Origin of the sequence: Streptomyces poonensis (genome assembly GCF_014650915.1) — a bacterium.
In the GTDB taxonomy this organism is placed as follows: Bacteria; Actinomycetota; Actinomycetes; order Streptomycetales; family Streptomycetaceae; genus Streptomyces; species Streptomyces poonensis.
The window spans coordinates 366646-390534 of record NZ_BMVW01000003.1; the positions used below are offsets into that span (position 1 = coordinate 366646).

19 protein-coding genes and 3 pseudogenes are annotated in these 23889 nt (G+C 69.7%); 8 read left to right on the forward strand and 14 right to left on the reverse strand.

Going from position 1 to position 23889, the window contains the following annotated elements:
* Nucleotides 1-7: 7 nt before the first annotated feature.
* The 4 genes from IE242_RS11650 to IE242_RS11665 all read right to left on the reverse strand — a co-directional run bounded on the left by IE242_RS11650 (nucleotide 8) and on the right by IE242_RS11665 (nucleotide 4780).
* On the reverse strand, nucleotides 8-1429 hold the full coding sequence (locus IE242_RS11650; protein WP_189858091.1) for an alpha-N-arabinofuranosidase: 1422 nt from the start codon (nucleotides 1427-1429) through the stop codon (nucleotides 8-10).
* 135 nt (nucleotides 1430-1564) lie between these two features.
* The gene (locus tag IE242_RS11655) at nucleotides 1565-2461 is read right to left on the reverse strand and encodes a carbohydrate ABC transporter permease (RefSeq protein WP_189858093.1); all 897 of its coding nucleotides are present in this window, start codon (nucleotides 2459-2461) and stop codon (nucleotides 1565-1567) included.
* A complete protein-coding gene (locus tag IE242_RS11660) occupies nucleotides 2461-3483 on the reverse strand; it encodes a carbohydrate ABC transporter permease (RefSeq protein ID WP_189858095.1) in 1023 nt (340 codons plus the stop codon). The genes IE242_RS11655 and IE242_RS11660 overlap by 1 nt, the downstream gene beginning before the upstream one ends.
* A gap of 10 nt (nucleotides 3484-3493) precedes the next feature.
* Nucleotides 3494-4780, reverse strand: a complete 1287-nt coding sequence (locus IE242_RS11665; protein WP_189858097.1) for an ABC transporter substrate-binding protein — start codon at nucleotides 4778-4780, stop codon at nucleotides 3494-3496.
* 401 nt (nucleotides 4781-5181) lie between these two features.
* Between IE242_RS11665 and IE242_RS11670 the strand changes: the two genes are divergently transcribed.
* On the forward strand, nucleotides 5182-6729 hold the full coding sequence (locus tag IE242_RS11670; RefSeq protein WP_189858099.1) for a GH39 family glycosyl hydrolase: 1548 nt from the start codon (nucleotides 5182-5184) through the stop codon (nucleotides 6727-6729).
* A gap of 878 nt (nucleotides 6730-7607) precedes the next feature.
* Here IE242_RS11670 and IE242_RS39190 read toward each other — a convergent pair.
* The 4 genes and pseudogenes from IE242_RS39190 to IE242_RS11690 all read right to left on the reverse strand — a co-directional run.
* Nucleotides 7608-8323: pseudogene (locus tag IE242_RS39190) on the reverse strand (CRISPR-associated endonuclease Cas3''); the annotation flags it as partial.
* Between the two features lie 60 nt (nucleotides 8324-8383).
* Nucleotides 8384-9148: a DUF6531 domain-containing protein gene (locus IE242_RS11680; protein WP_189858101.1), complete on the reverse strand. Its 765-nt coding sequence runs from the start codon at nucleotides 9146-9148 to the stop codon at nucleotides 8384-8386.
* A gap of 32 nt (nucleotides 9149-9180) precedes the next feature.
* A complete protein-coding gene (locus tag IE242_RS11685; RefSeq protein ID WP_189858103.1) occupies nucleotides 9181-9327 on the reverse strand; it encodes a hypothetical protein in 147 nt (48 codons plus the stop codon).
* Nucleotides 9328-9753: 426 nt separating this feature from the next.
* Complete coding sequence (locus IE242_RS11690) at nucleotides 9754-10509, reverse strand: FadR/GntR family transcriptional regulator (protein ID WP_189858104.1); 756 nt, start codon at nucleotides 10507-10509, stop codon at nucleotides 9754-9756.
* Nucleotides 10510-10626: 117 nt separating this feature from the next.
* Here IE242_RS11690 and IE242_RS11695 point away from each other — a divergent pair, with 117 nt between their 5' ends.
* Nucleotides 10627-12372 (forward strand): IlvD/Edd family dehydratase, encoded by a 1746-nt coding sequence (locus IE242_RS11695; RefSeq protein ID WP_189858106.1) that lies wholly within the window; start codon nucleotides 10627-10629, stop codon nucleotides 12370-12372.
* 56 nt (nucleotides 12373-12428) lie between these two features.
* Nucleotides 12429-13616 (forward strand): fumarylacetoacetate hydrolase family protein, encoded by a 1188-nt coding sequence (locus IE242_RS11700; RefSeq protein ID WP_189858108.1) that lies wholly within the window; start codon nucleotides 12429-12431, stop codon nucleotides 13614-13616.
* Between the two features lie 20 nt (nucleotides 13617-13636).
* Here the strand turns inward: IE242_RS11700 and IE242_RS11705 are convergent, their stop codons facing one another.
* The 5 genes from IE242_RS11705 to IE242_RS11720 are packed head-to-tail and all read right to left on the reverse strand — an operon-like array spanning nucleotide 13637 to nucleotide 19250.
* Nucleotides 13637-16021: a beta-xylosidase/alpha-l-arabinosidase gene (locus tag IE242_RS11705; protein ID WP_189858110.1), complete on the reverse strand. Its 2385-nt coding sequence runs from the start codon at nucleotides 16019-16021 to the stop codon at nucleotides 13637-13639.
* Complete coding sequence (locus IE242_RS38575) at nucleotides 16018-16146, reverse strand: hypothetical protein (RefSeq protein WP_268249446.1); 129 nt, start codon at nucleotides 16144-16146, stop codon at nucleotides 16018-16020. The genes IE242_RS11705 and IE242_RS38575 overlap by 4 nt, the downstream gene beginning before the upstream one ends.
* Entirely contained in the window at nucleotides 16143-17039 is an 897-nt protein-coding gene (locus IE242_RS11710) for a carbohydrate ABC transporter permease (protein WP_189858111.1), read from the reverse strand. Before IE242_RS11710 ends, IE242_RS38575 begins: the two co-directional genes overlap by 4 nt.
* Nucleotide 17040: 1 nt before the next feature.
* Nucleotides 17041-17943 (reverse strand): carbohydrate ABC transporter permease, encoded by a 903-nt coding sequence (locus IE242_RS11715; RefSeq protein ID WP_189858113.1) that lies wholly within the window; start codon nucleotides 17941-17943, stop codon nucleotides 17041-17043.
* Nucleotides 17940-19250 carry an extracellular solute-binding protein gene (locus IE242_RS11720; RefSeq protein WP_189858115.1) on the reverse strand — a complete coding sequence of 437 codons (1311 nt, stop codon included), beginning with the start codon at nucleotides 19248-19250 and terminating at the stop codon, nucleotides 17940-17942. Before IE242_RS11720 ends, IE242_RS11715 begins: the two co-directional genes overlap by 4 nt.
* 946 nt (nucleotides 19251-20196) lie before the next feature.
* Here IE242_RS11720 and IE242_RS11725 point away from each other — a divergent pair.
* A complete protein-coding gene (locus tag IE242_RS11725; protein WP_189858117.1) occupies nucleotides 20197-21222 on the forward strand; it encodes a LacI family DNA-binding transcriptional regulator in 1026 nt (341 codons plus the stop codon).
* Nucleotides 21223-21235: 13 nt separating this feature from the next.
* Here IE242_RS11725 and IE242_RS11730 read toward each other — a convergent pair.
* A pseudogene (locus IE242_RS11730) lies at nucleotides 21236-21673 on the reverse strand (transposase family protein); the annotation flags it as partial.
* Nucleotides 21674-21784: 111 nt separating this feature from the next.
* Between IE242_RS11730 and IE242_RS11735 the strand changes: the two are divergent.
* The 4 genes and pseudogenes from IE242_RS11735 (at nucleotide 21785) to IE242_RS11745 (ending at nucleotide 23878) form a co-directional block, all read left to right on the forward strand.
* Nucleotides 21785-22828, forward strand: a complete 1044-nt coding sequence (locus IE242_RS11735) for a recombinase family protein (RefSeq protein ID WP_229858810.1) — start codon at nucleotides 21785-21787, stop codon at nucleotides 22826-22828.
* Nucleotides 22825-22935, forward strand: a pseudogene (locus IE242_RS39450) (IS630 family transposase); the annotation flags it as partial. The gene IE242_RS11735 and the pseudogene IE242_RS39450, both read left to right, overlap by 4 nt.
* A gap of 59 nt (nucleotides 22936-22994) precedes the next feature.
* Complete coding sequence (locus IE242_RS11740; protein ID WP_189858119.1) at nucleotides 22995-23294, forward strand: transposase; 300 nt, start codon at nucleotides 22995-22997, stop codon at nucleotides 23292-23294.
* Nucleotides 23291-23878: an IS3 family transposase gene (locus IE242_RS11745; protein ID WP_189858121.1), complete on the forward strand. Its 588-nt coding sequence runs from the start codon at nucleotides 23291-23293 to the stop codon at nucleotides 23876-23878. The genes IE242_RS11740 and IE242_RS11745 overlap by 4 nt, the downstream gene beginning before the upstream one ends.
* The last annotated feature ends 11 nt before the right edge of the window (nucleotides 23879-23889 follow it).

Sequence of the window (23889 nt, forward strand, 5' to 3'; positions counted from 1 at the left end):
TCGTCGCTCACCGGAGGGCGACCGCCGTCCACGACGTCGGCGGCAGTTCGATGGTGAGCAGGCCGTCGGCGAGTGCCGCGCCGTTGTTCGCGGCCGGGGTCACCCGGTCCTGCCGGGCGAGCGTGTTCTTCGCGTACACGTCGGAGTCGGCGAGCGTGACCGCCTCGGTGATGCGCGAGGAGCCGAGGCTGCGCACATCGATCGTGACCTGCGCGGCCTGTGCCAGGTCGCGGTTGACGAGGAAGACCGCGGCCCGGTCCTCGTCGGCGGTCGCGACGGCGTCGACGACGGACGCCTCTCCGTAGCGCGCCGTTTCGTACGTCGGCGCCTCGATGAGGGGTCGGATGACCTCGCCGGAGGCGAGCCGGCTCGTGATCGAGAACGGGTAGAAGGTCGTCTGGCGCCAGGCCGGGCCGCCGGGCTCGGTCATGATCGGAGCGATGACGTTGACGAGCTGTGCGAGGGATGCCGAGGTGACGCGGTCACGGGCGTGGCGCCACTCGTCGTGCATCTTCTCGGACGCCTGGTGCCCCTTGAGGTACCAGACGTTCCACTCGTCGAAGGAGACGTTGATCTTCTTGTTGGAGCGTTTCTTGTGCCCCACGTGGTCGGCGCTCGCGACGACGGTGTCGATGAAGTAGTCCGTGTCGGTCGCCGAGGCGAGGAACGAGCCGAGGTCGCCGTCGTGCTCCTGGTAGTACGCGTGGCACGAGACGTAGTCGACGTGGTCGTAGCTGTGCTCGAGTACGGTGCGTTCCCAGTCGCCGAACGTCGGCGTGGTGGATCCGGAGGAGCCGCAGACGACCAGTTCGAGGTCCTTGTCGGCCCTCTTCATCGCGGCGGCGGTGCGGGCGGCCGGCTTGCCGTAGTCGTCCGCCGTCATGAATCCGGTCTGCCAGGGGCCGTCCATCTCGTTGCCGAGGCACCACATGCGCACGTCGTGCGGTTGCGGTGTGCCGTTGGCGATGCGCAGGTCCGACAGCGCCGTGCCGGACGGGTGGTTGGCGTACTCGAGCAGGTCCAGGGCGGGCAGGATGCCCCGTGTGGCCACGTTGACCGCCAGCATCGGCTCGGAGCCGGTGAGCTTCAGCCATCCGGCGAACTCGTCGAGGCCGACCTGGTTCGATTCGAGCGAGCGCCAGGCGAGGTCGCGGCGTACCGGGCGTTTCTCGCGTGGGCCGACTGAGTCCTCCCAGCGGAACCCGGAGACGAAGTCGCCGCCCGGGTAGCGGATGGTCGTGCTGCCGAGTTCTCCGACGAGTTCGACGACGTCCATGCGGAACCCGTCATCGTTCGCGCTCGGGTGTCCGGGCTCGTAGAGCCCGGTATACACACAGCGGCCGAGGTGCTCGACGAACGAGCCGAAGGTGCGGCGCCGGACGGGAGCGATGACGGCCTGCCTGCCGAGTTCGATGTGGGCGCGGGGCAATGCGGGGGTCCTTTCCCGGGGGACGGCGCGGTGGTGTCGCGGGCCGGGTGGTGCCGGCGGCCGGCGGCCTGCCCCTGCCGAAAGGCATGGCAGGGGCAGGCGTGGGACGCTCCGGTTCGGGTCCTGGTACCGGTGTCAGCCCTTCACGGCGCCGGTGAGGCCGCCGACGATGCGCTTCTCGAAGACCGAGAAGAAGACCAGTGCGGGCAGCATGGCGAGTGAGGTGAAGGCGAGGACCTTCGCGGTGTCGGTGGAGTACTGCGAGGAGAACACCTGGACGCCGAGCGGCAAGGTGTAGTTCGCCTGTGAGTTGAGGACGTACAGGGGCAGGAGGTAGTTGTTCCAGCTGCCGACGAATCCGAGGATGCCGACGGTGACCACACCGGGCAGCGACAGCGGGACCACCATGCGGAAGAAGAAGCCGAGGCGGCTCATGCCGTCGATCGCGGCGGCCTCCTCGATCTCGTTCGGGATGGCTCTGAGGAACGGCACGAGGATGATGACGGTCGTCGGCAGGCCGAAGGCGATCTGCGGGATGATCACGCCGAGCAGGTTGTCGACGAGGCCGAGGTCCTTGATGACGAGGTACAGCGGAGTGATCGCGATGACCATCGGGAACATCAGGCCCGCGGCGAACAGGGCGTACATCGCGCCCTTGAGCCTGAAGTCGTAACGCGCGATCACAAAGCTCACCATCAGACCGAGGGCGACGATGCCGACGGTGCTGGTGATCGCGACGATGAGGGAGTTGGCGAACTCGCCCCAGAACACCGTCGACTTCAGGATGCCGGTGTAGTTGCCAACCACCCAGGGGTGCGGCAGGGCGGCCGGCTCCGTGGTGATCTGCGAGTTGGTGCGGAATCCGCCGAGCACGATGAAGAGCACCGGTGCGATGCAGACGCCGACGAAGAGCAGCGCGATGAAGTAGGTGACGGGGTTGCCCCACTTCTGCGGCTTGTCGCGGTTGCCGCGGCGGCCGGTGGGCGCCTTCCGCTCCGGCGCGGGGGACATCCGGGCGGTCGTCGCGCTCATCACACGGTCCCTTCGGTGACGGCGCCCCTGAGGTCGCGGCGCAGGACGAAGCGCTGGTAGATCAGCGCGACGATGAGCGAGATCACGAACATCACGACCGCGACGGCGCTGCCGTAGCCGTAGTTGCCCGCGTTGCGGCCCTGGGCGAGCATGTAGATCGCCATGGTCGAGGTGCCCGCGGTGCCCGAGACGTACTGACCCCAGATGATGTAGACGAGGTCGAACAACTGCAGCGAGCCGATGATCGACAGGAAGGCCCAGATGCGGATCGTCGGTCCCAGCAACGGCAGCGTGATGCGGCGCTGGATCTGCCAGTAGGACGCGCCGTCGATCTGAGCGGCCTCGAAGATCTCGTCGGGGATCGACTGCAGGCCGGCGAGCATCAGGATCACCGCGAAGCCGATGTACTTCCACGTGATGATGGCCATCAGCGTCCAGACGGCCAGGTCCGGGTCGGCGATCCAGTCGGCTGCCAGGGAGCCCAGGCCGATCCGGTGCAGCAGGTCGTTGACGGCTCCGTCGCTCTGGAGCATCAGGCTCCAGCCGGTTCCGACGATGACCTCGGAGATGATGTAGGGCACGAAGATCAGGACGCGGATGGCCGAGCGGCCGCGGATCTTCTGGTTGAGCAGGAGCGCGAGGACGATCGCCAGCGGACCCTGGATAACCAGTGAGAGCACCAGGATCAGGCCGTTGTGCCACAGGACGTCGTGGAACGCTGAGTCGGTGAGGATCAGCTTGTAGTTGTTCAGGCCGACCCAGTCGGTGGGCTCTCCGTAGCCTTTCCACTGGTAGAAGCCGTAGTACGCGGCGAGCGCGACCGGAAAGATCACGAACGCCAGGAACGTGATGACCGCCGGTGCGGACAGGACCGCGATCTCCAGTCGCATCCTGGCACGGCCTCGGCGGAGCGCAGTCGCTCGCGGCGGAGCCGGGGGCGCGGACGTGGCCGCGTCCTCGGCTCCGGGCGTGCCCTGCGACTGGCGGCCGTCGGCCGTGTCAGTGCCCAGGGTGTCGCTCATGTCTGCTTACTCAGCCCTTCTCGGCGGCAGCTCTGACGTCCTTGACGATGTCGGCAGCGGAGCCCTTGCCGGCCATCAGGTTCACGACGGCAATGTTCATGGCGTTGCCGACGTTCTGGCCGAACACGGTGTCGAGGAACGGCATCGAGTAGGCGGCCTTGTTGAAGGCCTGCAGTGCCGAGATGTTGTAGGGCTCGGTGACGCCCCCTTGGGCTTCCTTGTTCACCGGGACGGTGTCGAAGGCCTCGGCGTAGGCCTCCTGCTGCTCCTTGGTCACGACGAACTGGAGGAAGCCCAGGGCCTCCTTCGGTGCGTTCTTGGAGAGCGAGTATCCGCCGGCGCCGCCCATGATGGCGGTCGGGTCGCCCTTGCCGCCGGGCACGGCGGGGAAGGGGAACCAGCCCAGGTCGGGTAGCGGCTTCTTGTCCGGGGTCAGATCGGCGATCACACCGGGGTTCCAGTTGCCCATGAGCTCCATGGCCGCCTTGTGGTTGGCGATCATGCCCGCCGAGGACCCGGCGCCCTGCTGCGACGTCGCCGTGAGGAAACCCTTCTGGAAGGGGTCGGTTCCCAGGAGGCCGGCGAGGTCCTCGCCGGCCTTGGTCCAGCACGGGTCGTCGAACGTGAGCGACTTGGCAGCCTCCTGCATGGTGTCCTGGCTGCACTCGCGCAGGGCTAGGTTGTAGTACCAGTGCGCGGCCGGCCAGGCGTCCTTGGCGCCGACCGCGATCGGCGCGACCTTGATCGCCTTCAGCTTCGCGACGGCGTCCTCGAGCTCGTCCATCGTCGTCGGCGTCGAAGTGATGCCGGCCTTCTTGAACAGGTCCTTGCTGTAGTAGATGCCCTCGGGCTGCGTGTCGAGCGGCATCGCGTAGACCTTGCCGTCGATCGTGACGCCTTCGAGGGCCGCTTCGCCCGCGTTCGCCTTGTCGGTTCCGGTCAGTTCCAGTGGCTGAATCTGGCCGGCGTCGACCATGGCCTGCATCTTGCCGCCACCGCGCTGCAGGAAGATGTCGGGCGCGGAGTTCGAGTTGAGCGCGTTCTGCAGCTTGCCGTCGAGGTCCTCGTTCTGGACCGACTGGATCTTGATCGTGACGTCCGGGTGCAGCGCGTGGTACGCCTTCGCTGCGTCCTTCCAGTACTGCGCACCGCGCCCTTCCATCGCGTTCGTCCAGAGGGTCACCGTCCCCTGGCCATCGGAAGAACCGCTGTCGCCGCCGCCGGCGCAGCCGGCGACGGCGAGTGTGATGCACAAGCCGATCGCGGCAGCCGTCGCGCTGCGGGTTTTCCTCATCATCGTGGAAACTCCCTGATTTTTCGTCGAAGATTCGACTGCCAAAAGTTTGCGCAAACTAATGGTCCATCAGCCGAGCAGGAGCAAGGTGTACCGTCCGAATCGAACGAGAGGCAACCAGCAGTTTTCGCGAGTTGCGCAATCGTTACCGATATGGCGGCCGTCGTTCGTAATGACGAACGGGAACGGTGACAATCAGGAACGTGCTCGGTCGCACCCTTTCGGTGCCCGGCCGACCGGGCACCGGCAGGACACCGAACGCCGACAGGCGGACCGCTCGACGTCTTGACACCGTCTTCCCCCTCTTCCTACGGTGCGCGCCACGTCGGGCGAGAGCCGGTTGGTCCATCCGCCCGCCCCGGCGAGTCCCTCTCCCCCACCCACCGCAGTGAAGGAACCCCACCATGCGGATCGTCGTCCCCCGGCAGCCGACAGCCCGGCTCTCCGACGCCTGGCGCCACTGCGTCGGCACTGGCCGGCTCGACCTGGCGTTGCGGCGCGACTACCAGGAATCGCTCGACCTCGTTCAGCGGGAGATCGGTTTTCGACACATCCGGGGGCACGGCCTGCTCAGTGACGGGATGGGCGTCCACCGCCCCTACGACTACGCCGGCGAGCGGCGCGTGCGCCACGCCTTCACATACGTCGACCAGGTCGTGGACGCCTACCTGAGCATGGGCATCGCGCCCTTCCTCGAACTCGGCTTCATGCCGTCCGGCCTCGCCTCCGGCGACGACACCGTGTTCTGGTGGAAGGGCAACGTCACTCCTCCTCGCGACGAGAAGGAGTGGGCGGATCTCGTCCGCGCCGTCATCGGGCACCTGGTCGACCGCTACGGCATCGACCAGGTGCGCCGGTGGCCGATCGAGGTGTGGAACGAGCCCAACCTGGCGCCGTTCTGGCCCGCGGGCCAGGACGCCTATCACCGCCTCTACGAGGTGACCTCGCTGGCCGTCAAGGAGGTCGACGCGGAACTCCAGGTCGGCGGCCCCTCACTGGCGCCGGGTTACGAGGACGAGTGGATCCAGTGCTTCGCCGAGTTCGTCGAGGCCCGCGACCTGCCGATCGACTTCGTGAGCCGCCACGCCTACTCTTCCGGCCCCGTCCAGCCCGTCCCGTTCGGCGCTCACCAGACGCTCATGCCGGCGTCCGCGCTGCTGGAGCAGTTCGGTGCCCCACGGCAGCAGCTGGCGGGCACCGGGCTCGCGGACCTGCCGCTTCACATCACCGAGTTCAACTCCTCGTACCGGCCGGACAACCCGGTCCATGACACCGCGTTCCACGCGGCGTATCTCGCACCGGTGCTGGCGAACGGGGGTGACCTCGCGGACTCCTTCTCGTACTGGACGTTCAGCGACGTGTTCGAGGAGGTGGGCATCCCCACCGCGCCGTTCCACGGCGGCTTCGGCCTGCTGACGCATCGCCAGATCAGAAAGCCCACCTACCACCTGTACACGTTCATGGCCGAGATGGGCGAGCAAGTGCTCGCCCGAGGCGAGGACCACCTGGTGACGCGGCACGGCGACGGACGCGTCACCGTACTGGCCTGGTCGCCGGCCGACCCGGCCGGCGGCGATCCCGTCGACGGCCACACCGTCCGGCTGTCCCTGCCCGTCGGCGCCCCGGACGCGCAGGGCTCCGCCTACGCCCGCCGCCGCTCCGTGAGCGAGGACGCCGGCAATCCCTGGGCCGCCTGGTGCGAGATGGGGCGGCCACTCGCGCCCGGCAACCGCCAGCTCGACGCTCTCCGTGAGGCCGCCGAACCCGCCCGCTCGCACCGGAGCGTGCCCGTAGCCGGCGGGCGCGCCGACGTGGACCTCGTCCTGGGCCGCAACGAGGTGACGCTGCTGGAGCTCACCCCGGTCGTCGACGAGACGCCGGAGTGGTGGAGCGACGACCGGCTGTTCGGCCTCGGCGGCGAGGACGCCGACGCCTCCGTGAACCGGCCGTGAGCGCCCCGCCGCCCACCGGCCCGCTCGCACGGCCGGGAGCGCAGACCTCGATGCTCGCCCTGCACCGGCTCCGGTCCATATTCGTTCACGTCAATACCCTGCCGGCCGACAGGCTCCGGAACCGGCCCGGGCATCGAGGACCAGTGACGAGGACAGGCGCGGCCCGACCGCGCTGTTCCGGTCCGACGGCAACCGCTACGGCACCTTCCACCTGGGAATGGACAAGCGACTCGACCCGGGGACGGCGTCCCGACGACGAATGACGCCAGCATGGCCCGCTTACGGCCCCGCAGCCACGCATGCGCCACCAGTTCCCCGCCCGCGCGGTAAGGCTGACTGCCCGGCTGCCATGGGGAACCATCTTCAGCGTCCACGTCAATCGCCGCGACCCGCCCACTGCGGGCCATGAGAGGCGCGAAGTCCTCGTTCGACGCCGCCTTCGAATGCGCCAGATGCACCGAGTGGCGTGCGCCGTCCGCACCGGGTAGCTGTTTGATCCAGTCCAGTAGCCGCGGGAACATCGCATTGCCCGTAGCCATCGTCGGCAGCGCGAAGAACACCCCGCCCGCACCCGACCGTGCCGCGAACACCTCGGCCACCGCCAGCGCCGCCTCCGTCTTGCCCTCGCCCATCGGCGCCTCGATGATCATCAGCCCCGGTGCCTGCATCTGCCGGGCCAGCCCGACCGCGGCCGCCTGCACCGGCCGGACGTCAGCTCCCGCCGGAAGCCGGAACCGGGAGCCGAACAGATCCTGCACCTCCCCGGCCGGCTCCCGCACCACCCACGGCGCCGGAAGATCCAACCCCCGCCAGGCCGCTGCCAGCCGCTGCTCACCGGTATGGGCTGCGGCCTCCGGAAAGTACGGGAACAGATCAGGGTTACTGGCGACCCAGTCAGCAACAATCACCACCGCGGTCAGCAGCACCTGCGCCGGCTGCGGCAGCTTCACTCCTTGCCACTGCGCCAGCCGCTCGCACACCCCGAACCGCTCCGCGCACGCATCGAGCAGTTCCGCTTGCACCTGCCGCCACAGTCCGCCGATTCGGCTTGGCGTCCGCAGCAACTGCTCATGCTCGAGGAGCGCCTTGACCTGACCGTGGTCCGGCGGCACTCCGTGATGCCCGCCCACCACGACTGCGAACTGGCCCGCCTGCCGCGCCGCCCAGCCGCACCGCCCTCCAGCCACTCCCCCAACAGCACCTGGTCAGCCAGCCCGTGCGGCGCAAACCGCCGGTCGGACCCCATCGCCTGCCGCGACCGCATCCCCAGCCCCGCAGCGCGCATTACATCCGCCAGCTGCTCCACCTGGCAGGCGAACGCTGGCGTGGCCTTACCGATGTCGTGCACTGCCGCCAGCCACACCACCAGCGCATGCCCGTTCGCTTCATCATTGGGCAAAGCCCCGGCAACTACCCTGCGCGCACTGGCAGGCAGCCACTCATCCCACAGCAGGCCCGCGACAGCAGCGCTGTCTTCCATATGCCGCCACAACGGCATCCAGCCGTCACTGTCACGGTCATGCTTCGCCCAAACCGACCGCGCCGCGCCACTCAGCCGTGACAACAACGTCTGCCCGGCACCCCCACCGATCATGGACAGTAACTATCACAAAACCACACTCACCAGACCAAATCGAGTGGACGCGCCCCACCTTCAGTCGATCCCCGACCTGTGATGCCTACCCGGAGCAACACGAACGGGGCCTCCCCCTGAGTGGTGGACACACCGGTCCGCGTCGTCGTAGGTGTACGAGAAGGAGCGGCCGTTCGTGTCGGTCCAGGCGACGATGCGGCCCCGTTCGTCGGCCTGGTACCGGGTGGTGCGGTCGTCCGCGTCGGCCACGGAGGTGAGGAAGCCGCGCTCGGAGTAGGCGTAGGTGCGCAGCCGTACGGGTCCGTCGGGTGTGGTGAGCGAGAGATGGGTGATTCGGTCGGTGGCGCAGGTGAAGTGGAGTTCGTAGCCACCGGAGTGCGCCATGGAGTGGGGCCGGCCGAGGGACTCCCAGTCGACGGAGATCCAGTTTCCGAGGCGGTCGGCGAGTGAGGCGAGTCGCGCGGTGCCGTCGCCGCCGGGTGCGGCGCCGGCCGGCGGCTCGAAGGTGCGGGTGATGCGCGTGACGGGGTCGGTGAGCTCGTAGGAGCCGTCGGGGTGCCGCTCCAGTGACCACGGAATGCCCTGCACCAGCGTCACCGGCAGGCCCGGAGCCGGATGCGGGTACGCGCGGACGCTGCCGTCGGCGGCGACATGGCACACGCCTTCGGCGTCGATCTCGAGGCGTTCGTCGATGGTGGAGGCCCAGGCGGGGCCGAACCAGCCGCCGTTGCGGTAGGCGGACTCGAAGGTGCGGGTGAACTCCAGCGGGAAGGTCCCGGGGAGGGTCACATCGGTCTGGAGGAGGACCATGCGGCCGGTGGCCATGTCGACCGGCTCGTTCCGCAGGACCTTGCAGTTCAGGTCCCGCGCCAGGTCGCCGAGGCGTTCCCCTTGACGGACTTGCGGGCGGTCTCCTTCACGCCCTGCTCGACGGCCTCCTTGCCCGCCTGCTTCAAGCCGCCCTTCACACTGCCCTTCAGCCCGCCCTTGGCCGCGCCGCCCACGCCCTTGCAAGACTTCTGGATACGGGCTCAGCGCCGAGTCGCACCAGGAGATGGCGTTCTCGCCGGTGAGGCGGCGGGTCATGAGGCCGGTCGGTCACGGCAAGACGGGTCATGACTTCGGAACAGGCGGACAGGATCTCGTGGTCGCGGGCGAGGCGCCGGTGGAGCATCGGCCGGCCATGGGGCCGCGCGACCGCCCACGGCCCCCGGACCGGGGTATGCGGTGCTCGACGAGCAGCGGTACGGCCGGGCGAAGACGACGGGCCGCGCCCCGATGCCGGCCGCGCTCGGCCGGCTCGTGCTCAGCCGGCAGTCCCGCGGCGCGGACCGCGGTCGGCCTGCCCGGTGGGCCGGACGAGGATGTCGTCGGCGCCGCCCGCCTCCGCGTCCGTGCCCGTGGCACCGCGGGGGCGCGGCCGTGACAAGTCATACGGCATCGCGCGGGACATCGCCCGGCATTACGGGGGACTGGATGATCTCTTGTTCGGCGGCTTCGATGATGGCCAGTACGGCGGCCGCCGCGGCCGCGGGATCGCGGGCCTCGACGGCTCGCACGACGGCGCGGTGACCCGGCAGCGAGGCTTCGACCGCGCCGGGGGTCCGGGTGCTGATGAGGAAGCTGTGCTCCAGTGCGATGTCGACGGCGCGGCCCAGTGAGCCGAGGAGACGGTTGCCGCTGGCGTCGAGCAGGGCCCGGTGGAAGGCGATGTCGGCCTCGACGTAACCGCTGCGGCCGGGGGTCGCCGCCGCGGCCTCCATGGCCGCCAGGGAGTCGTACAGGGCGCGTACGTCGTCGGGGCCGGCCCGTCCGGCGGCGAGCCGGGCCGCCTCGGGCTCGACGATCCGGCGCAGTTCGCCCGTGTCGCGCAGCAGAGCCGCGGCGTCCCCGGCCTGTTTCCAGCGCAGCACGTCACGATCCAGGTGGTTCCAGTGCTCCGGGGGCAGCACGCGCGTGCCGGTGCGCGGGCGCACGTGCAGCATCCCTTTGGCCACCAGCGCCTTGACCGCTTCCCGCACCACCCCTCGGCTGACGCCGATCCCGGCCGCGAGCGCGTCCTCCACCGGCAGTGGGTCCCCCGGCTCCCACGCGCCACCCACGATGCGCCGCCCGAGTTCGTCGACCACGCGCTGGTGCGTGGTCAGGAAGTGCGCCACGATCTCCGCTCGCCCCCTGGACACCATTCATCGAATCATTCAATGATTGCGCTCCAGGGTACGGCCTGCGGGCCCTCACCCGACAACGCCCCATACAACGCCCCATCGCCAAGCGGACGACGCCGGAGCCACGGGAGTGCCCACATGACCGACGGTCAGCAGAAGAACCGCCGCAGCCAGGCATGGTTCGGCGCACAGGGCCGCAGCGGGATGCTGTACCGCTCCTGGATGCGCAACCAGGGACTCGGGCACGAGGTGTTCGACGGACGTCCCGTCATCGGCATCGCGACCAGCGCCTCGGAACTGGCCCCGTGCAACACCCATCTGACCCAGGTCGCCGAAGCCGTCAAGCGCGGCGTGTGGCAGTCGGGCGGCCTGCCGCTAGTGTTCCCCACCATGGCCACCGGCGAGACCCTGATGCGCCCCACCGCCATGCTGTACCGCAACCTCATGGCCATGGAGGTCGAGGAACTGATCCGGGCCAATCCGCTCGACGGTGTCGTCCTGCTGTCCGGCTGCGACAAGACGACCCCCGCCATGCTCATGGGCGCCGCCAGCGTCGACCTGCCGGCCGTCATGGTCACCGGCGGACCGATGCTCAACGGCAAGTACCGGGGCCAGGACGTGGGATCCGGCACTCACGTGTGGAAGTTCGAGGAGGACCTGAAGACCGGCCGGATGACCGAGGAGGAGAGCTTCTTCGCGGAAGGGTGCATGGCCCGCTCCAACGGCCACTGCATGACGATGGGGACCGCTTCGACGATGGCCTGCATGGCCGAGGCGCTCGGCATGCAGCTGCCGGGCTCGGCCGCCTGGCCCGCGGTCGACTCCCGGCGGATGGAGACCGCGCAGGCGGCGGGGCGGCGCATCGTACGGATGGTGGAGGAGGGCTTGCGGCCCTCGCAGATCCTGACCCGCGAGGCGTTCGAGAACGCCGTCCGGGTCAACGCGGCCATCGGCGGCTCCACGAACGCGATCATCCATCTCACCGCCCTCGCCGGACGCGTCGGCGTCGACCTGCGCCTGCGGGACTTCGACGAGCTGGTGCGCGCGGTGCCCACCCTGGTCAATCTGATGCCCAGCGGCAAATACCTCATGGAGGACTTCTGCTATGCGGGCGGGCTGCCCGCCGTCATGGCCGAGCTCCTCCGCGGCGAGCTGCTGCACGGCGGACAGATCACGGTCACCGGACGCAGCGTCGCCGAGAACACCGAGACCACCGACAACACCGCACGCGTCGGCTCCGACGTCATCACGGGCCTCGACTCCCCCTTCCAGCCGGCCGGCACCGGTACCGCCGTCCTCCGCGGCAACCTGTGCCCCGACGGCGCCGTGATCAAGCAGTCCGCCGCGTCACCGCATCTGCTCACCCATCGCGGCCCCGCGCGCGTCTTCGACTCCCCCGAGGCCTATCACGCGGTGGCCGACGACCCGGACCTCGACGTCGACGAGAACACCGTCATCGTCATCCGCAACGCGGGTCCCAAGGGTTACCCCGGCATGCCCGAGGTCTCCAACGTCCCGCTGCCCGCCAAGCTGCTGAAGGCCGGCGTCAAGGACATGGTGCGCGTCTGCGACGGCCGGATGAGCGGCACCGGGTACGGGACGGTGGTCCTGCACGTGGCGCCCGAGGCCGCCGTCGGCGGACCTCTCGCCCTGGTGCGCGACGGGGACCCCGTCGTCCTCGACGTCCCGAACCGCACCCTGCACCTGGACGTGGACGACGCCGAGCTCACGCGACGCCGGCAGGCGTGGAAGGCCCCCACCGAGCAGTACACCAGCGGCTACACCTGGCTCTACACCCAGCACGTGGAACAGGCCGACCGGGGCGCCGACTTCGGTTTCCTGCGCGGAAGCCGTGGACACGAGGTCCCCCGCGACTCCCACTGAAAGCCTGAGTCCGCCCCGGGCGACCGCACCCCCTCGCATCCAGGAGAGCATCGATCGTGGAATCGGCAGCAGCGCGCCCCCGTCCGCTCCTCACAGTCGGCTCCGTCCTGCCGGAGGACTCCGACCAGGCCGCCCTCGTCGCGCGCGTCCACCACCCGGAACAGGACGGGCCGTGCGTGGCCGCGGTCCGCGGCGATCAGGTCGTCGACCTGACGGCCACCGTACCCACCGTCTCCGACCTCATGGAACGCGAGGACGCGGCGACAGTGGTCCGTGAGTCCGAGGGCGGACACGTGTGGCGCCTGGACGAACTGCTGGCGGCACCGGCCGGCCGCCGTGACGTTCCGCATCTGCTCGCCCCCGTCGACCTGCAGGTGATCAAAGCCGCGGGTGTCACCTTCGCCCGGAGTCTGCTGGAGCGCGTCATCGAGGAGCGCACGGGCGGCGATCCGGCGCAGGCCGCGCGGGTGCGGGCCCGCGTCGGGCAGGTGGTGGGCGGCGCACTCGACGGCATCCGTCCCGGATCGCCGGAAGCGGACAAGGCCAAGGAACTGCTGGTCTCCGAAGGACTGTGGTCGCAGTACCTGGAGGTCGGGATCGGGCCGGACCCGGAAGTGTTCACCAAGGCCCCCGTACTGTCCGCGGTCGGCACCGGCGCCGACATCGGAGTGCTCGGCGCCTCGGTGTGGAACAACCCCGAGCCCGAGGTCGTCCTCGTCGTGGACTCGCGCGGCCGGGTACGCGGCGCGACGCTCGGCAACGACGTCAACCTCCGCGACATCGAGGGACGCAGCGCCCTGCTGCTGTCCCGTGCGAAGGACAACAACGCCTCGTGCGCGATCGGCCCGTTCGTCCGCCTGCTCGACGACGGCTTCGACCTCGACACCGTACGCGGGCTCGACGTCGACCTGCGGGTCGACGGCACGGACGGCTACGTACTGCACGGCAGCAGTTCCCTGCGTGAGATCAGCCGCGACGTACTGGACCTGGTGGCCGCCACGCACGGTCCGCACCATCAGTACCCGGACGGCTTCGTGCTGTTCACCGGCACGCTGTTCGCCCCCACCGAGGACCGGCAGGCACCCGGCGCGGGCTTCACCCACGTGTACGGCGACATCGTGCGGATCTCGAGCCCGCGGCTCGGCGCTCTGGTCAACACCGTCGTCACCAGTGAGCAGGCCGCGCCGTGGACGTTCGGCGTACGAGCGCTGATGCGCAACCTCGCCCGGCGCGGCGTGCTGTGAGACGACGAGAACCCGTACGGTTACGCCCGGGCGACCGGCTCCTGCACCACCACCGTGGCGTGCAGGCGCCGCGTGTGATCCACGTGGCGCTCGGCTCCCGTCAGCGTGACCCTGGCCGTCAGACGCGGATCCGCGCTGGAGGCTGCCAGCCGCACCTCCAGCTCGCCCGGTTCGACGACGCGCCGGCCGTCGCGTCCGGTGAAGGAGGCGAGGTCGGCCGGGACCGTGACACGCAGGCGCCGGGCCTCGCCCGGCTCCAGTGCGACCCGGGTGTAGCCGACGAGGCGCTGCACCGGCTGGACGACGGAGGCGACCGGGTCGTGCAGATAGACCTGGACGACCTCGGTGCCGGACCGCCCGCCCGTGTTGCGGACGGTGAAGGCGAGGGTGAACTCGCCGTCCGTCGGGGCCTCCTGGACGTCCACGGCCAGGTCCGTCCAGTCGAACCGCGTGTAGGACAGGCCGTGACCGAAGGCGAACGCGGGGGCCGGGTCGACGCAGGACACCTTGCTCGCGTGAGCGAGCCGCGCTCCGAGGTACGTGGCCGGCTGGGAGCCCGGCCCGCGCGGCACGCCGACCGGGAGACGCCCGGAGGGGTTGGTACGGCCGCTGAGCACCCCGGCGATCGCGTGCGTGCCCTCCTCACCCGGGAAGAAGGACTGCACGATCGCGGCGGACTCCTCCACGGCGCGGCCGAGGGCGTACGGTCGTCCCGCGAGCAGCACGGTGACCACGGGTGTTTCCAGGTCGAGCAGGGTGTCGAGCAGGTGCTGCTGCGCGCCGGGCAGCACCAGCGCCTCGACGTCGCATCCCTCACCGCTGGTGCCCTTCCCGAAGACCCCGGCGCGGTCGCCGAGCACCACCAGGGCGACGTCGGCCTCGCGTGCCACCCGGGCGGCCTCGCGGATGCCGGAGAGATCCCCGTCGTCGATCCCGGTGCCGCGGGCGACCGTGATCTCGGCGTCGGGGAACTCGGCGGCGAGCGTGTCGCGCAGCGTGGGCAGTTCGATGCCCAGGGGGGTTCCGGGGTGGCGGACGCCGATGTGCTGGGGGAAGGAGTAGCAGCCCAGTACGGCGGTGGGCTCGTCGGCGTTGGGACCGAGCAGGGCGATGCGGCGCGGCCTGCCGAGCGGCAGGGTGCCGTCGTTGCTCAGCAGCACGACCGCTTCCTCGGCGACCGTGCGGGCCAGCGCGCGGTTCTCCGGACCGTCCAGGTCGATCCGGCCGCGCAGGGCGGCCGGGTCGTCGAGGTCCGCCCCGTCGAGCGCGGCCGGCACGGGGTTCCAGTCCGGGTCGAGCAGGCCGAGCAGCACCTTCTGGGTGAGTACCCGGCGCAGGGCGCGATCGACCAGCGCCTCCGGAACGCGCCCGTCGGCGACGGCCTCGGTCAGGGGCACGCCGTACGTCTTTACATTGGGCAGTTCGACGTCGATGCCCGCGCGCAGCGCCGTGCCGGCGGCACCGGCCCAGTCGGCCGCGATGCCGTGCAGGGTTGTCAGGAAGGCGATGGCGAAGTAGTCGGCGACGACCGTGCCGTCGAAGCCCCAGGTGTCGCGCAGCAGTCCGGTGAGCAGGTCCTCGTCGGCCGCGGAGGGTATGCCGTCGGTGTCGGTGTAGGCGTGCATCACCGACCGGGCGCCGCCTTCGCGGATCGCCATCTCGAAGGGAGGCAGCAGGACGTCGGCGCGCTCACGCGGGCCCACGGAGACGGGAGCGAGGTTGCGGCCGGCGCGTGAGGCCGAGTAGCCGGCGAAGTGCTTGAGGGTGGCGACGATTCCGGCGGACTCCAGGCCCTGCACGTAGGCCGTTCCGATGGTGCCGACGAGGTACGGGTCCTCGCCGATGGTCTCTTCGACCCGGCCCCAGCGGGCGTCGCGTACGACGTCCAGGACGGGCGCGAGTCCCTGGTGGACGCCGACGGCACGCATGTCGCGGCCGATGGCGGCGGCCATGCGCCGCACCGTGTCCGGATCGAAGGTGGCGCCCCAGGACAGCGGGACGGGGTAGGCCGTCGCCCCCCAGGCGGAGAAGCCGGCCAGGCACTCGTCGTGCGCGAGAGCGGGGATGCCGAACCGGTTCGTGGCGGCGATCCGGGTCTGGGTGCGGGCCAGGGAGAGCGCGCCCAGGGCGGGATCGACCGGGACCGTGCCGAAGGGCCGGGTCAGCTGGCCCAGTCCGGTGGGCAGGAGTGCGTCGAGATCGACGGCCTCCTCCATCTCGTGCTGGTGGGGAGCCACTTCACCGCCCTGATCGGAGGCGCCCACCCACACTCCGTACAGCTGGGCGGTCTTCTCCTGGAGGGTCATCGCGTCGATCAGGGCGTCGACCCTCGCGGTGACGGGAACGGCGGGGTCGTTCCAGAGGGGGACTCCGTGGGTCTTCTCAACGGCCACGTCGGTGTTCACTTTCCTCCTCCGCCCATCAGTCCCTTGACCAGGGCACGACGGGCGAACAGGTAGACGAGCAGGACTCGAGGCGGGGCAGGCCGGCCGCCGCCCACGGCGCCGGCGTCGGCGTCGGCGTCGGTCAACGGCTGAATCCGGCGGTCAGACCGCTCAGCAGCTGGCGGCGGCCGAACGCGTACAGCACGAGGACGGGCAGCGTGGTGAGGACGACAGCGGCGAGAACGGCGGGAACGTTGACGCCGTACTCGCCCTGGAAGGTCCACAGTGCGAGCGGCAGGGTCCGTTGGCCGGGACTCTGGGTGAGGACCAGTGGCAGCAGGAATCCGTTCCAGATGGTCAGTGCGTTGAAGATGGTCACGGTGAGGATGGCCGGCCGGGTGAGCGGGGCCGCCAGCCGCCACAGTGTCGTCCATTCGGTGGCGCCGTCGACCCGCATCGAGTCGAACAGCTCTTTGGGCACGTCGCGGACGAAGTTGGCGAGCACCAGCACGGACAGCGGGATGGCGAAGGCGATCGACGGGAGGATCAGCGCCGGCAGGCTGTCGTACAGACGCAGTCTGATGATGATCAGGTAGACCGGGATCACCGTCGCCTGCAGGGGGATGGCCAGGCCCATGAGGAACAGCCCGTTCATGGCGCGGAGGACCCGCATGCGCCAACCGCGGACGATCGCGTAGGCCGCCATGAAGGAGAACAGGACCGCCGGCACCACTGCGCCGACGGTGACCACGACGCTGTTCATGAAGTAGCGGAGGAAATCGGACTCGAGGACCAGCCGGTAGTTCTCCAGTGTCGGGTCGGCCGAAGGCACCAGCGGGTTGCTCGCGTAGTAGCGGCTCTGGGCCTTGAGGCTGGTGATGAGAGTCCAGTACAGGGGTACGGCGACGACGACGAACCAGAGCCATCCGGCCAGGCCGCCGGCCCAGTTGCGCCGGCGGGCCGCCGGACGGGAGGGGCGTTGCCGCTCGCGGTGGGTGCCCTTCTGCGGTCGTCGCGTCTCGGTCGGCGTGATGGTCACGTCAGGCCCCCTCGAGTTGGCTCGCGCCGGCGTCCCGGCCGCCGAGCCGGCGCAGCAGCAGGGCGAGGGCCAGACCCACCAGGACGAGGATGACCGCGATGGCGCTGGCCGGTCCCATCAGGCTGGCCTGGAAGCCCCGCTTGTACATGTCCAGTGCGAGGACCCGGGTGGCGTCGCCGGGGCCGCCCTCGGTCAGGACGAAGATGAGGTCGAAGAAGGTCAGCGACCCGACCACCATCAGGGTGGACGAGGTGATGATGGTGTACTTCAGCTGAGGCAGCGTGATGCTGAAGAACTGCCGGATCCGTCCGGCCCCGTCCAGCTGTGCCGCCTCGTACAGGGACTGCGGGATCTGCTGGACACCACCCTGGTAGATCAGGGAGTGGAACGGCACGAACTGCCAGGAGACGACGAAGACGACGACCCCGAACGCGAGCCAGGGCCGCCCCAGCCAGTCCTGGCTGAGCGCCTGGATCTTCAGCCCGGCGCCGAGCCCGAAGTTGGGGTCCAGCAGGGCCTTGTACGCGATCGCGATCGCCGCGGAGCTGAGCGTCACCGGCACGAAGTACACCACGCCCAGCACCGCACGGTAGCGCTGGCGGCCTGCCAGGAACGTGCCGATCAGGATGCTCAGCGGCGTCTGGACGGCCCAGGACACGGCCATCACCAGGAACGTCACCCAGAGGGCGTGCGGCAGCCCGGGGTCGGTGAGCACCGCACGCCAGCTGGTCAGCCCCGACGGCTGGATGGCGCCGATCCCGTCCCACGTGGTGAAGCTCAGCGCGAAGACACCGACGAGCGGAATCACGGCGAAGCCGACGAAGACCACCAGCGCGGGTGCCGCCAGCCACGGCAGGATGCTGCGCGGTTCGCGACGCGGCGGACGGCCGGTGAGTGCGCTCATTTGCCGGTGACCGCGTTGAGGTTGCGGGCGAACTGCTCCGGTGAGACGGACAGCTGGAACAACTTGACGATGTTGTCCAGCAGGGTCTCGGCGGCCGTCGGGCTGAGCGCCTGGTCCCAGGACTGGGTGAACACCTCGGCCTTGCTGGCGAGGTCGTAGGTGAACTGCAGGAAGTCCGCGCTCTCGGAGGCGGCCAGCAGCTTCTCCGTACCCAGCCGGATCGGGACCGACCCGTTGCCGATCCACTTCTTCACCTCGGCGTCCTGGAGGACGCCGGTGGCGAAGAAGTCCTTGGCGACCTTCTTCTGCTCGGCACTGGCCTTCGAGGAGATGGAGAGGTACTGGGCGGGGTTGCCGACGGCGCCGCTCGGATCGCCCTTGCCGCCCTCCACGGGTGGGAAGTTCATGAAGCCCAGCGCGCCGCTGGACACGAAGGTCCCGCCGTCGGTCTTCTGGATGCCGTACGACCAGGCCCCCTGCAGCATCATCGCGGCCCGTCCGGTGTACAGGAGTGCCTGGTCGGCGTTGGAGTCCGCGGTGATCGAGGAGAAGCCCTTGACGAACCCGTCGGCTTCGACCAGTTCCTGCACCTTGGTCAGCGCGGTGATGGCGTCCGGGTGGGACCAGGCGTCCTTCTCGCCCTCGGCGATGGCCTGGAACAGCTCGGGACCGCCGATGCGGTCGAACAGGAACTCCAGCCACATCATGTTCGTCCACCGGGACTGGCCACCGAGCGAGAACGGTGCGATGCCCTTGGCGTTGAACCGGGGCACCAGCGCCATGATGTCCTCCCAGGACTGCGGTGGTTCCACGCCGACCTGGTCGAAGACCTGTCTGTTGTAGTAGAGGACGATCGGCTGCACGGTCTCGCACGGCATCGCGTAGATCTTGCCGTCGACGGTCGCCGCGCCGAACGAGGTCGGGAACAGCCGCTCCTTGACCTCGGAGTGCTCGTCGAACCACGAGGTGAGGTCCTCGACCTGGCCCGCCTCCGCGTAGGTGCGCAGCGTCCCGCCGCCCCAGCCCCAGATGATGGTGGGTGCCTGCCCCGCACCGATGGCGGTCTTGATCTTCGTCTTGTACGCGTCGTTCTGGAAGGTGGTGTCCGCGATCTGATCGTCGGGGTGGGCCTTGTTGAACGCGTCCACGGCGCCGGCTCGGACGCCTTCCTGCGGCTGGCCGTTCAGGTACCAGTACGTGGCCCCACCGCCGCTCTTGCCGGGACCGGACGAGCCGCAGGCCGCCAGCGCCGCGGAGACCGGCACACCGGCTGCCAGGCCGAGGAGGGTACGTCGGGAGAGCGCCATGTTTTTCTCCGCACTCGAGAGCCATCGGCTTCTCGTGAGTCGTGGTGAAAGGTTTTCGAAATGACGTTCTTCGAGCTCCGTTCGTGCAAGCTAGGTTTCGGTCTGACGCGCTGTCAAGGTGCGTGCATGCAGAGGCGTTGCGAGACCGCAGACAGCTGCGTAGTCTCGGGCCTCAGCGACCCTGGGAAGACATCGGCACGCACCCGACACGCACCGAAACTGTTTCGAAAATTCTCTGAGGAAGAGGGGCGCGGACGTCTGGCTGCGGCGGCTGGCACACTGTCGGTGCAGGTCATGCCGCGCCGACAGGACCCGGCACCGCCCATGCCGGACCGGGGCGTTGCCCTCTTGGCCGGGGCGACGGTGGTGGGCGGGACCGCGCAGCCCGGCAGCCGCCGGGTCGGCAACTGGCTGGGGCGTGCGGCCGAAGGCGGCGAAGGACGGACCGGGGGTCTGCGGGCGGTGCCTCCGTCGCATGTGTTCACGGAAATGCGAGGCGATCCGTCCGTCGGTGGAGGTCGCCCGACATGGCCGGTCGCCTCACGCTGTCGGCCTGGTCCGGGCGTTCACGACCGGCCAGGAGGGCGCGGCGGCGATCGTCCCGACCGGCCGGGGCTGCCCACCGGACTGGCTGCCCACCGGACTGCGGGTGCGGATCCCTCGCCGCCCGGGCGCTCGGGCAGGACGGCCCGGCAGCCGGCCCGCTGCGCCCGGGTACGGCCGGAGCCGGGCGCAAGCGCACGCGCACGGGGTGCGTGCATGCGGATCGGACCGCGTTCACCGGACGGATCTCCCGCATCGTCGGACGTGTCGAGGCCGAGCGGCTCGTCGGTGGCTCCGCGGACGGGCTCATTGCCGGGTTGCCGTACGGTTGACCGGTTCCATTCGCGTTGCCGGTCCGACCGGCGCCTCACCACACCGGTGGACGTACGACTGGGAGGAACCGATGCGAGCGAACGCCAGGCGCACCACTTTGGCGGACATCGCCCGAGCGGCCGGGGTCTCGGTGGCGACCGTGTCCAAAGTGGTCAACGGCCGCGGTGACGTGGCGCCGCAGACCCGCGCCCGGGTGCAGGAACTCCTGCGTCAGCACGACTATCTCGCGCCCGTGTTCCGTCACACCGAGGCCATCGAAAACCCGACCATCGAGGTGCAGTTCGCGGGCGGCCTCAAATCGTACGTGGCCGAGACGCTGGAAGGCATCATCGACTCCGCCGCCGATTCGGGGGCCTCAGTGGTGATCAGCAAGGCGTCCCGCGCCCCGCACTGGGCCCGCGACCTGGTCTCGGCCGGGCGCCGCGCCGTCATCGCGGTCACCAGCGTGTACACCACAGCGCACCTGAAGGAACTGGCCCGGTCCGGGCTGCCGCTGGTCGTGCTGGACCCACTGCACCTGCCGGACAGCCGGGTCCACAGCGTCGGGGCGACCAACTTCGCCGGCGGCCTGGCCGCGACCCGGCACCTGCTCTCCCTGGGCCACCGCCGCATCGCCTACCTCGGCGGACCGGCCACGGCCGTGTGCAACCAGGCGCGCATGCACGGCTACCGCGCCGCCATGGAGGCGGAAGGAGCGCAGGTACCCGACACCTACGTCCGGGCCGGGGAATTCACTCACGAGACCGGGTTGTCCGGCGCCGCGGCGCTCCTGGCCCTGCAGGAGCCACCGACGGCGATCTTCGCAGGCAACGACGAGATCGCCCTCGGTGTCGTCGAGACCGCCCGCGTCCGAGGTCTGCGCGTCCCCGAGGACATGAGCGTGGTCGGCTTCGACGACACGAGCCTCGCCCGGATGGCCTCACCGCCACTCACCACCGTGCGCCAGCCACTGCAGGAGATGGGCGGTGCCGCCCTGCGCACCGCCCTCCGGCTGGCCAACGGCGAGAAGGTCGAGTCCCACCACATCGAACTCGCCACCGAACTCGTGGTACGCGCCTCGACGGCGCCGCCCCGCGAAGCGACCTCGGCACCTTGAGACTGGCAGAGAATCAACACGTTGGTTCAATCTTCGTGGGGCTGCTGTTGGCGAGGGACGCGGTGAGGTCGGTGGGTGTCCGGAATCTGGCTGTCGAGGGCGGAATCGTGCAGCCGCGTTCGGCCAGGAGGGGCTGGACTTGGGGCTGGACTTGGTGAACAGCTCCGGTGAGGGTGCTGGTGTTGACTCCGAAGAGCTGGGCGAGGAGGTCGCGGGTGCCGAGTGTGCGCAGGTAGAGCACGGTGGCCAGGACTCGGTCGGCGGTGGTCGGCTTGTCCTTGGCTCCCGCGCCCCGAGCACGGATGCGTTCGCCTCCTCGCTGCCTGAGCCGTCCTTGCTCACGTAACTCACCCAGTTCCTGATCCATTCGGTCGATGAGTTCGTCCAGCACCGGTTCGGGCATGCCGGTCGCCGAAGCACAACGGCCGGAACGCGAGCCGCGAGATCGCGGCGACGGTCGATCTTCACTCATTCAGGTCAGTCACCCTTCATGCTGATGCGGCAGAACGCGCATCCGGGCATTTCGGGAGCAGAGCACGGCGGCCGAGAGGAGGCGCCGATCATGGCAATGCCGCAGGGCTCGGCCGAACAGACATCCGCTCCGCCCGCAGGACAAGGTGCACTGACGGAATGGGCCCGCGACTGGAGCCCCGATCCCTCCCACACCGGCATCCCGGCCGTCGGCGGTCTACGGTTCGCGGTCTACGGCCGCATGTCGACCGAGGACCATCAAGATGCGGCCACATCGCAGGCCTGGCAGTTGCTGCGTGCTCAAGCTCTGGTGTCCGGCCACGGGCGGATCGTGACCGAGTTCTTCGATGCCGGCCGCAGCCGTACCCTGCCCTGGGCCCGCCGTCCGGAGGCCGCCGCCCTGCCGGCCGCGATGGCCGATGACGACCGCCCCTTCGACGCGGTCGTCATCGGCTCCAGCGAGCGCGCCTTCTACGGCAACCAGTTCGCGACCATGGCGCCGCTGTTCGAGCACTACGGCATCGCCGTCCGGGTGCCGGAGCTGGGCGGCGCCGTCAATCCGCATATCGCCGGGCAGGAGAAGCTGATGAGCCTGCAGGGCATCCTGTCCAAGCGGGAGATCGCCCGCGCCCGGATCCGGGCCCGCACCTCGATGACCGTGCAGAACCGCGACCAGGGCCGCTACCTCGGCGGCCGGCCACCCTACGGCTACCGCCTCGCCGATGCCGGACCACACCCCAACCGGGCCCTCGCACGCCGCGGCGTGCGAGCCCAACGCCTGGACATCGATGCGCAGTGCGGGCCGATCGTGTCCTGGATCTTCAGCCAGCGGCTGGCCCGGCACAACGTCGCCCGCATCACCCGGGCCCTCAACGACGCCGCCGTCCCCTGCCCGGCCGCCGCCGATCCGGACCGCAACCCGCACCGGACAGGAACACGCTGGGGGCTGACCACTGTACGAGCCATCCTGGCCAACCCCCGCTACACCGGCCACCAGATCTGGAACCGCCAACGCACCGACCACGACCTGCTCGACCCGGTCAACACCAGCCTCGGCCACAACGACATCAGGTGCTGGAAGCTGAGGGAAGTCCCTGCTTCGCCTGGTGCGATGGCTGTACTCCGTGGTGTGTGAGGTATGCGGATGGGGGCGGGCTGACCGCCGCGGGACGCGGACGCCGGGAGATAGTGCGGATGCGGGCCGCCGAGTTGTTCGAGCGGGGCATCAAGCCGATGAAGCTTCCCCTTGATCGTGGACATCTGGAGACTGGGACCTGAGGTTCCAGAGGAAGTAGCACCAGGTGGGAAACAAGTACACGAAGCGGTACACCGAGGAGTTCAAGCGGGACGCGATCGCGCTTGTCGATTCCTCTGGCAAGACGCTCACCGCGGTCGCCCGGGAACTCGGCATCAGCTCGGAGTCCTTGCGCGGCTGGTACCGCCGGGCCAGAGCCGCCCGGGGCGAGGACGCCCGGGGCGAGCTGACCAGCGCTGAGCGTGAGGAACTGCGCCGGCTGCGCAAGGAGAACCGCGAGCAGCAGCAGACGATCGAGATCCTGAAAAAAGCGACGGCCTTCTTCGTGAAGGAGAGCGACCGGTGACCGTGTTGTACCGGTTGATCCGCGCGGAGAAGGCGAACTATCCGGTCATGCTGCTGTGCCGGGTGCTGCACGTGACCCGCTCCTCCTGCTACGCCTGGCGCGAGGGCGAGGCCGCCCGCCAGGCCCGCCAGGCGGCCGACGACGCGCTCGCGCACGAGATCACCGTGCTGCACATCGCTTCCCGCAAGACCTACGGCGTCCCGCGCATCCACGCCGAGCTGCGGCGTCTGGGGCGGCGAGTGAACCGCAAGCGCATCGCCCGCGTCATGCGTGAGCGCGACATCCGCGGCGTTACCCGCCGCAAGCGGCGCTCGCTGACCCGGCCGGATGCGAAGGCGAAGCCGGCCCCGGACCTGATCGGCCGCGACTTCCACGCCGAGCACCCCGGCACCAAGCTGGTCGGCGACATCACCTACCTTCCGACGGCCGAGGGCTGGCTCTACCTCGCCTGCTGGTCGGACCTGGCCACCCGCGAGGTCGTCGGCTACGCGATGGCCAACCACCACCGCGCCGAGCTCGTCGTGGACGCCCTCGACATGGCCCACGGCCGAGGCGGTCTGGCCCGGATGCGTGGACCACAGTGATCGCGGAAGCG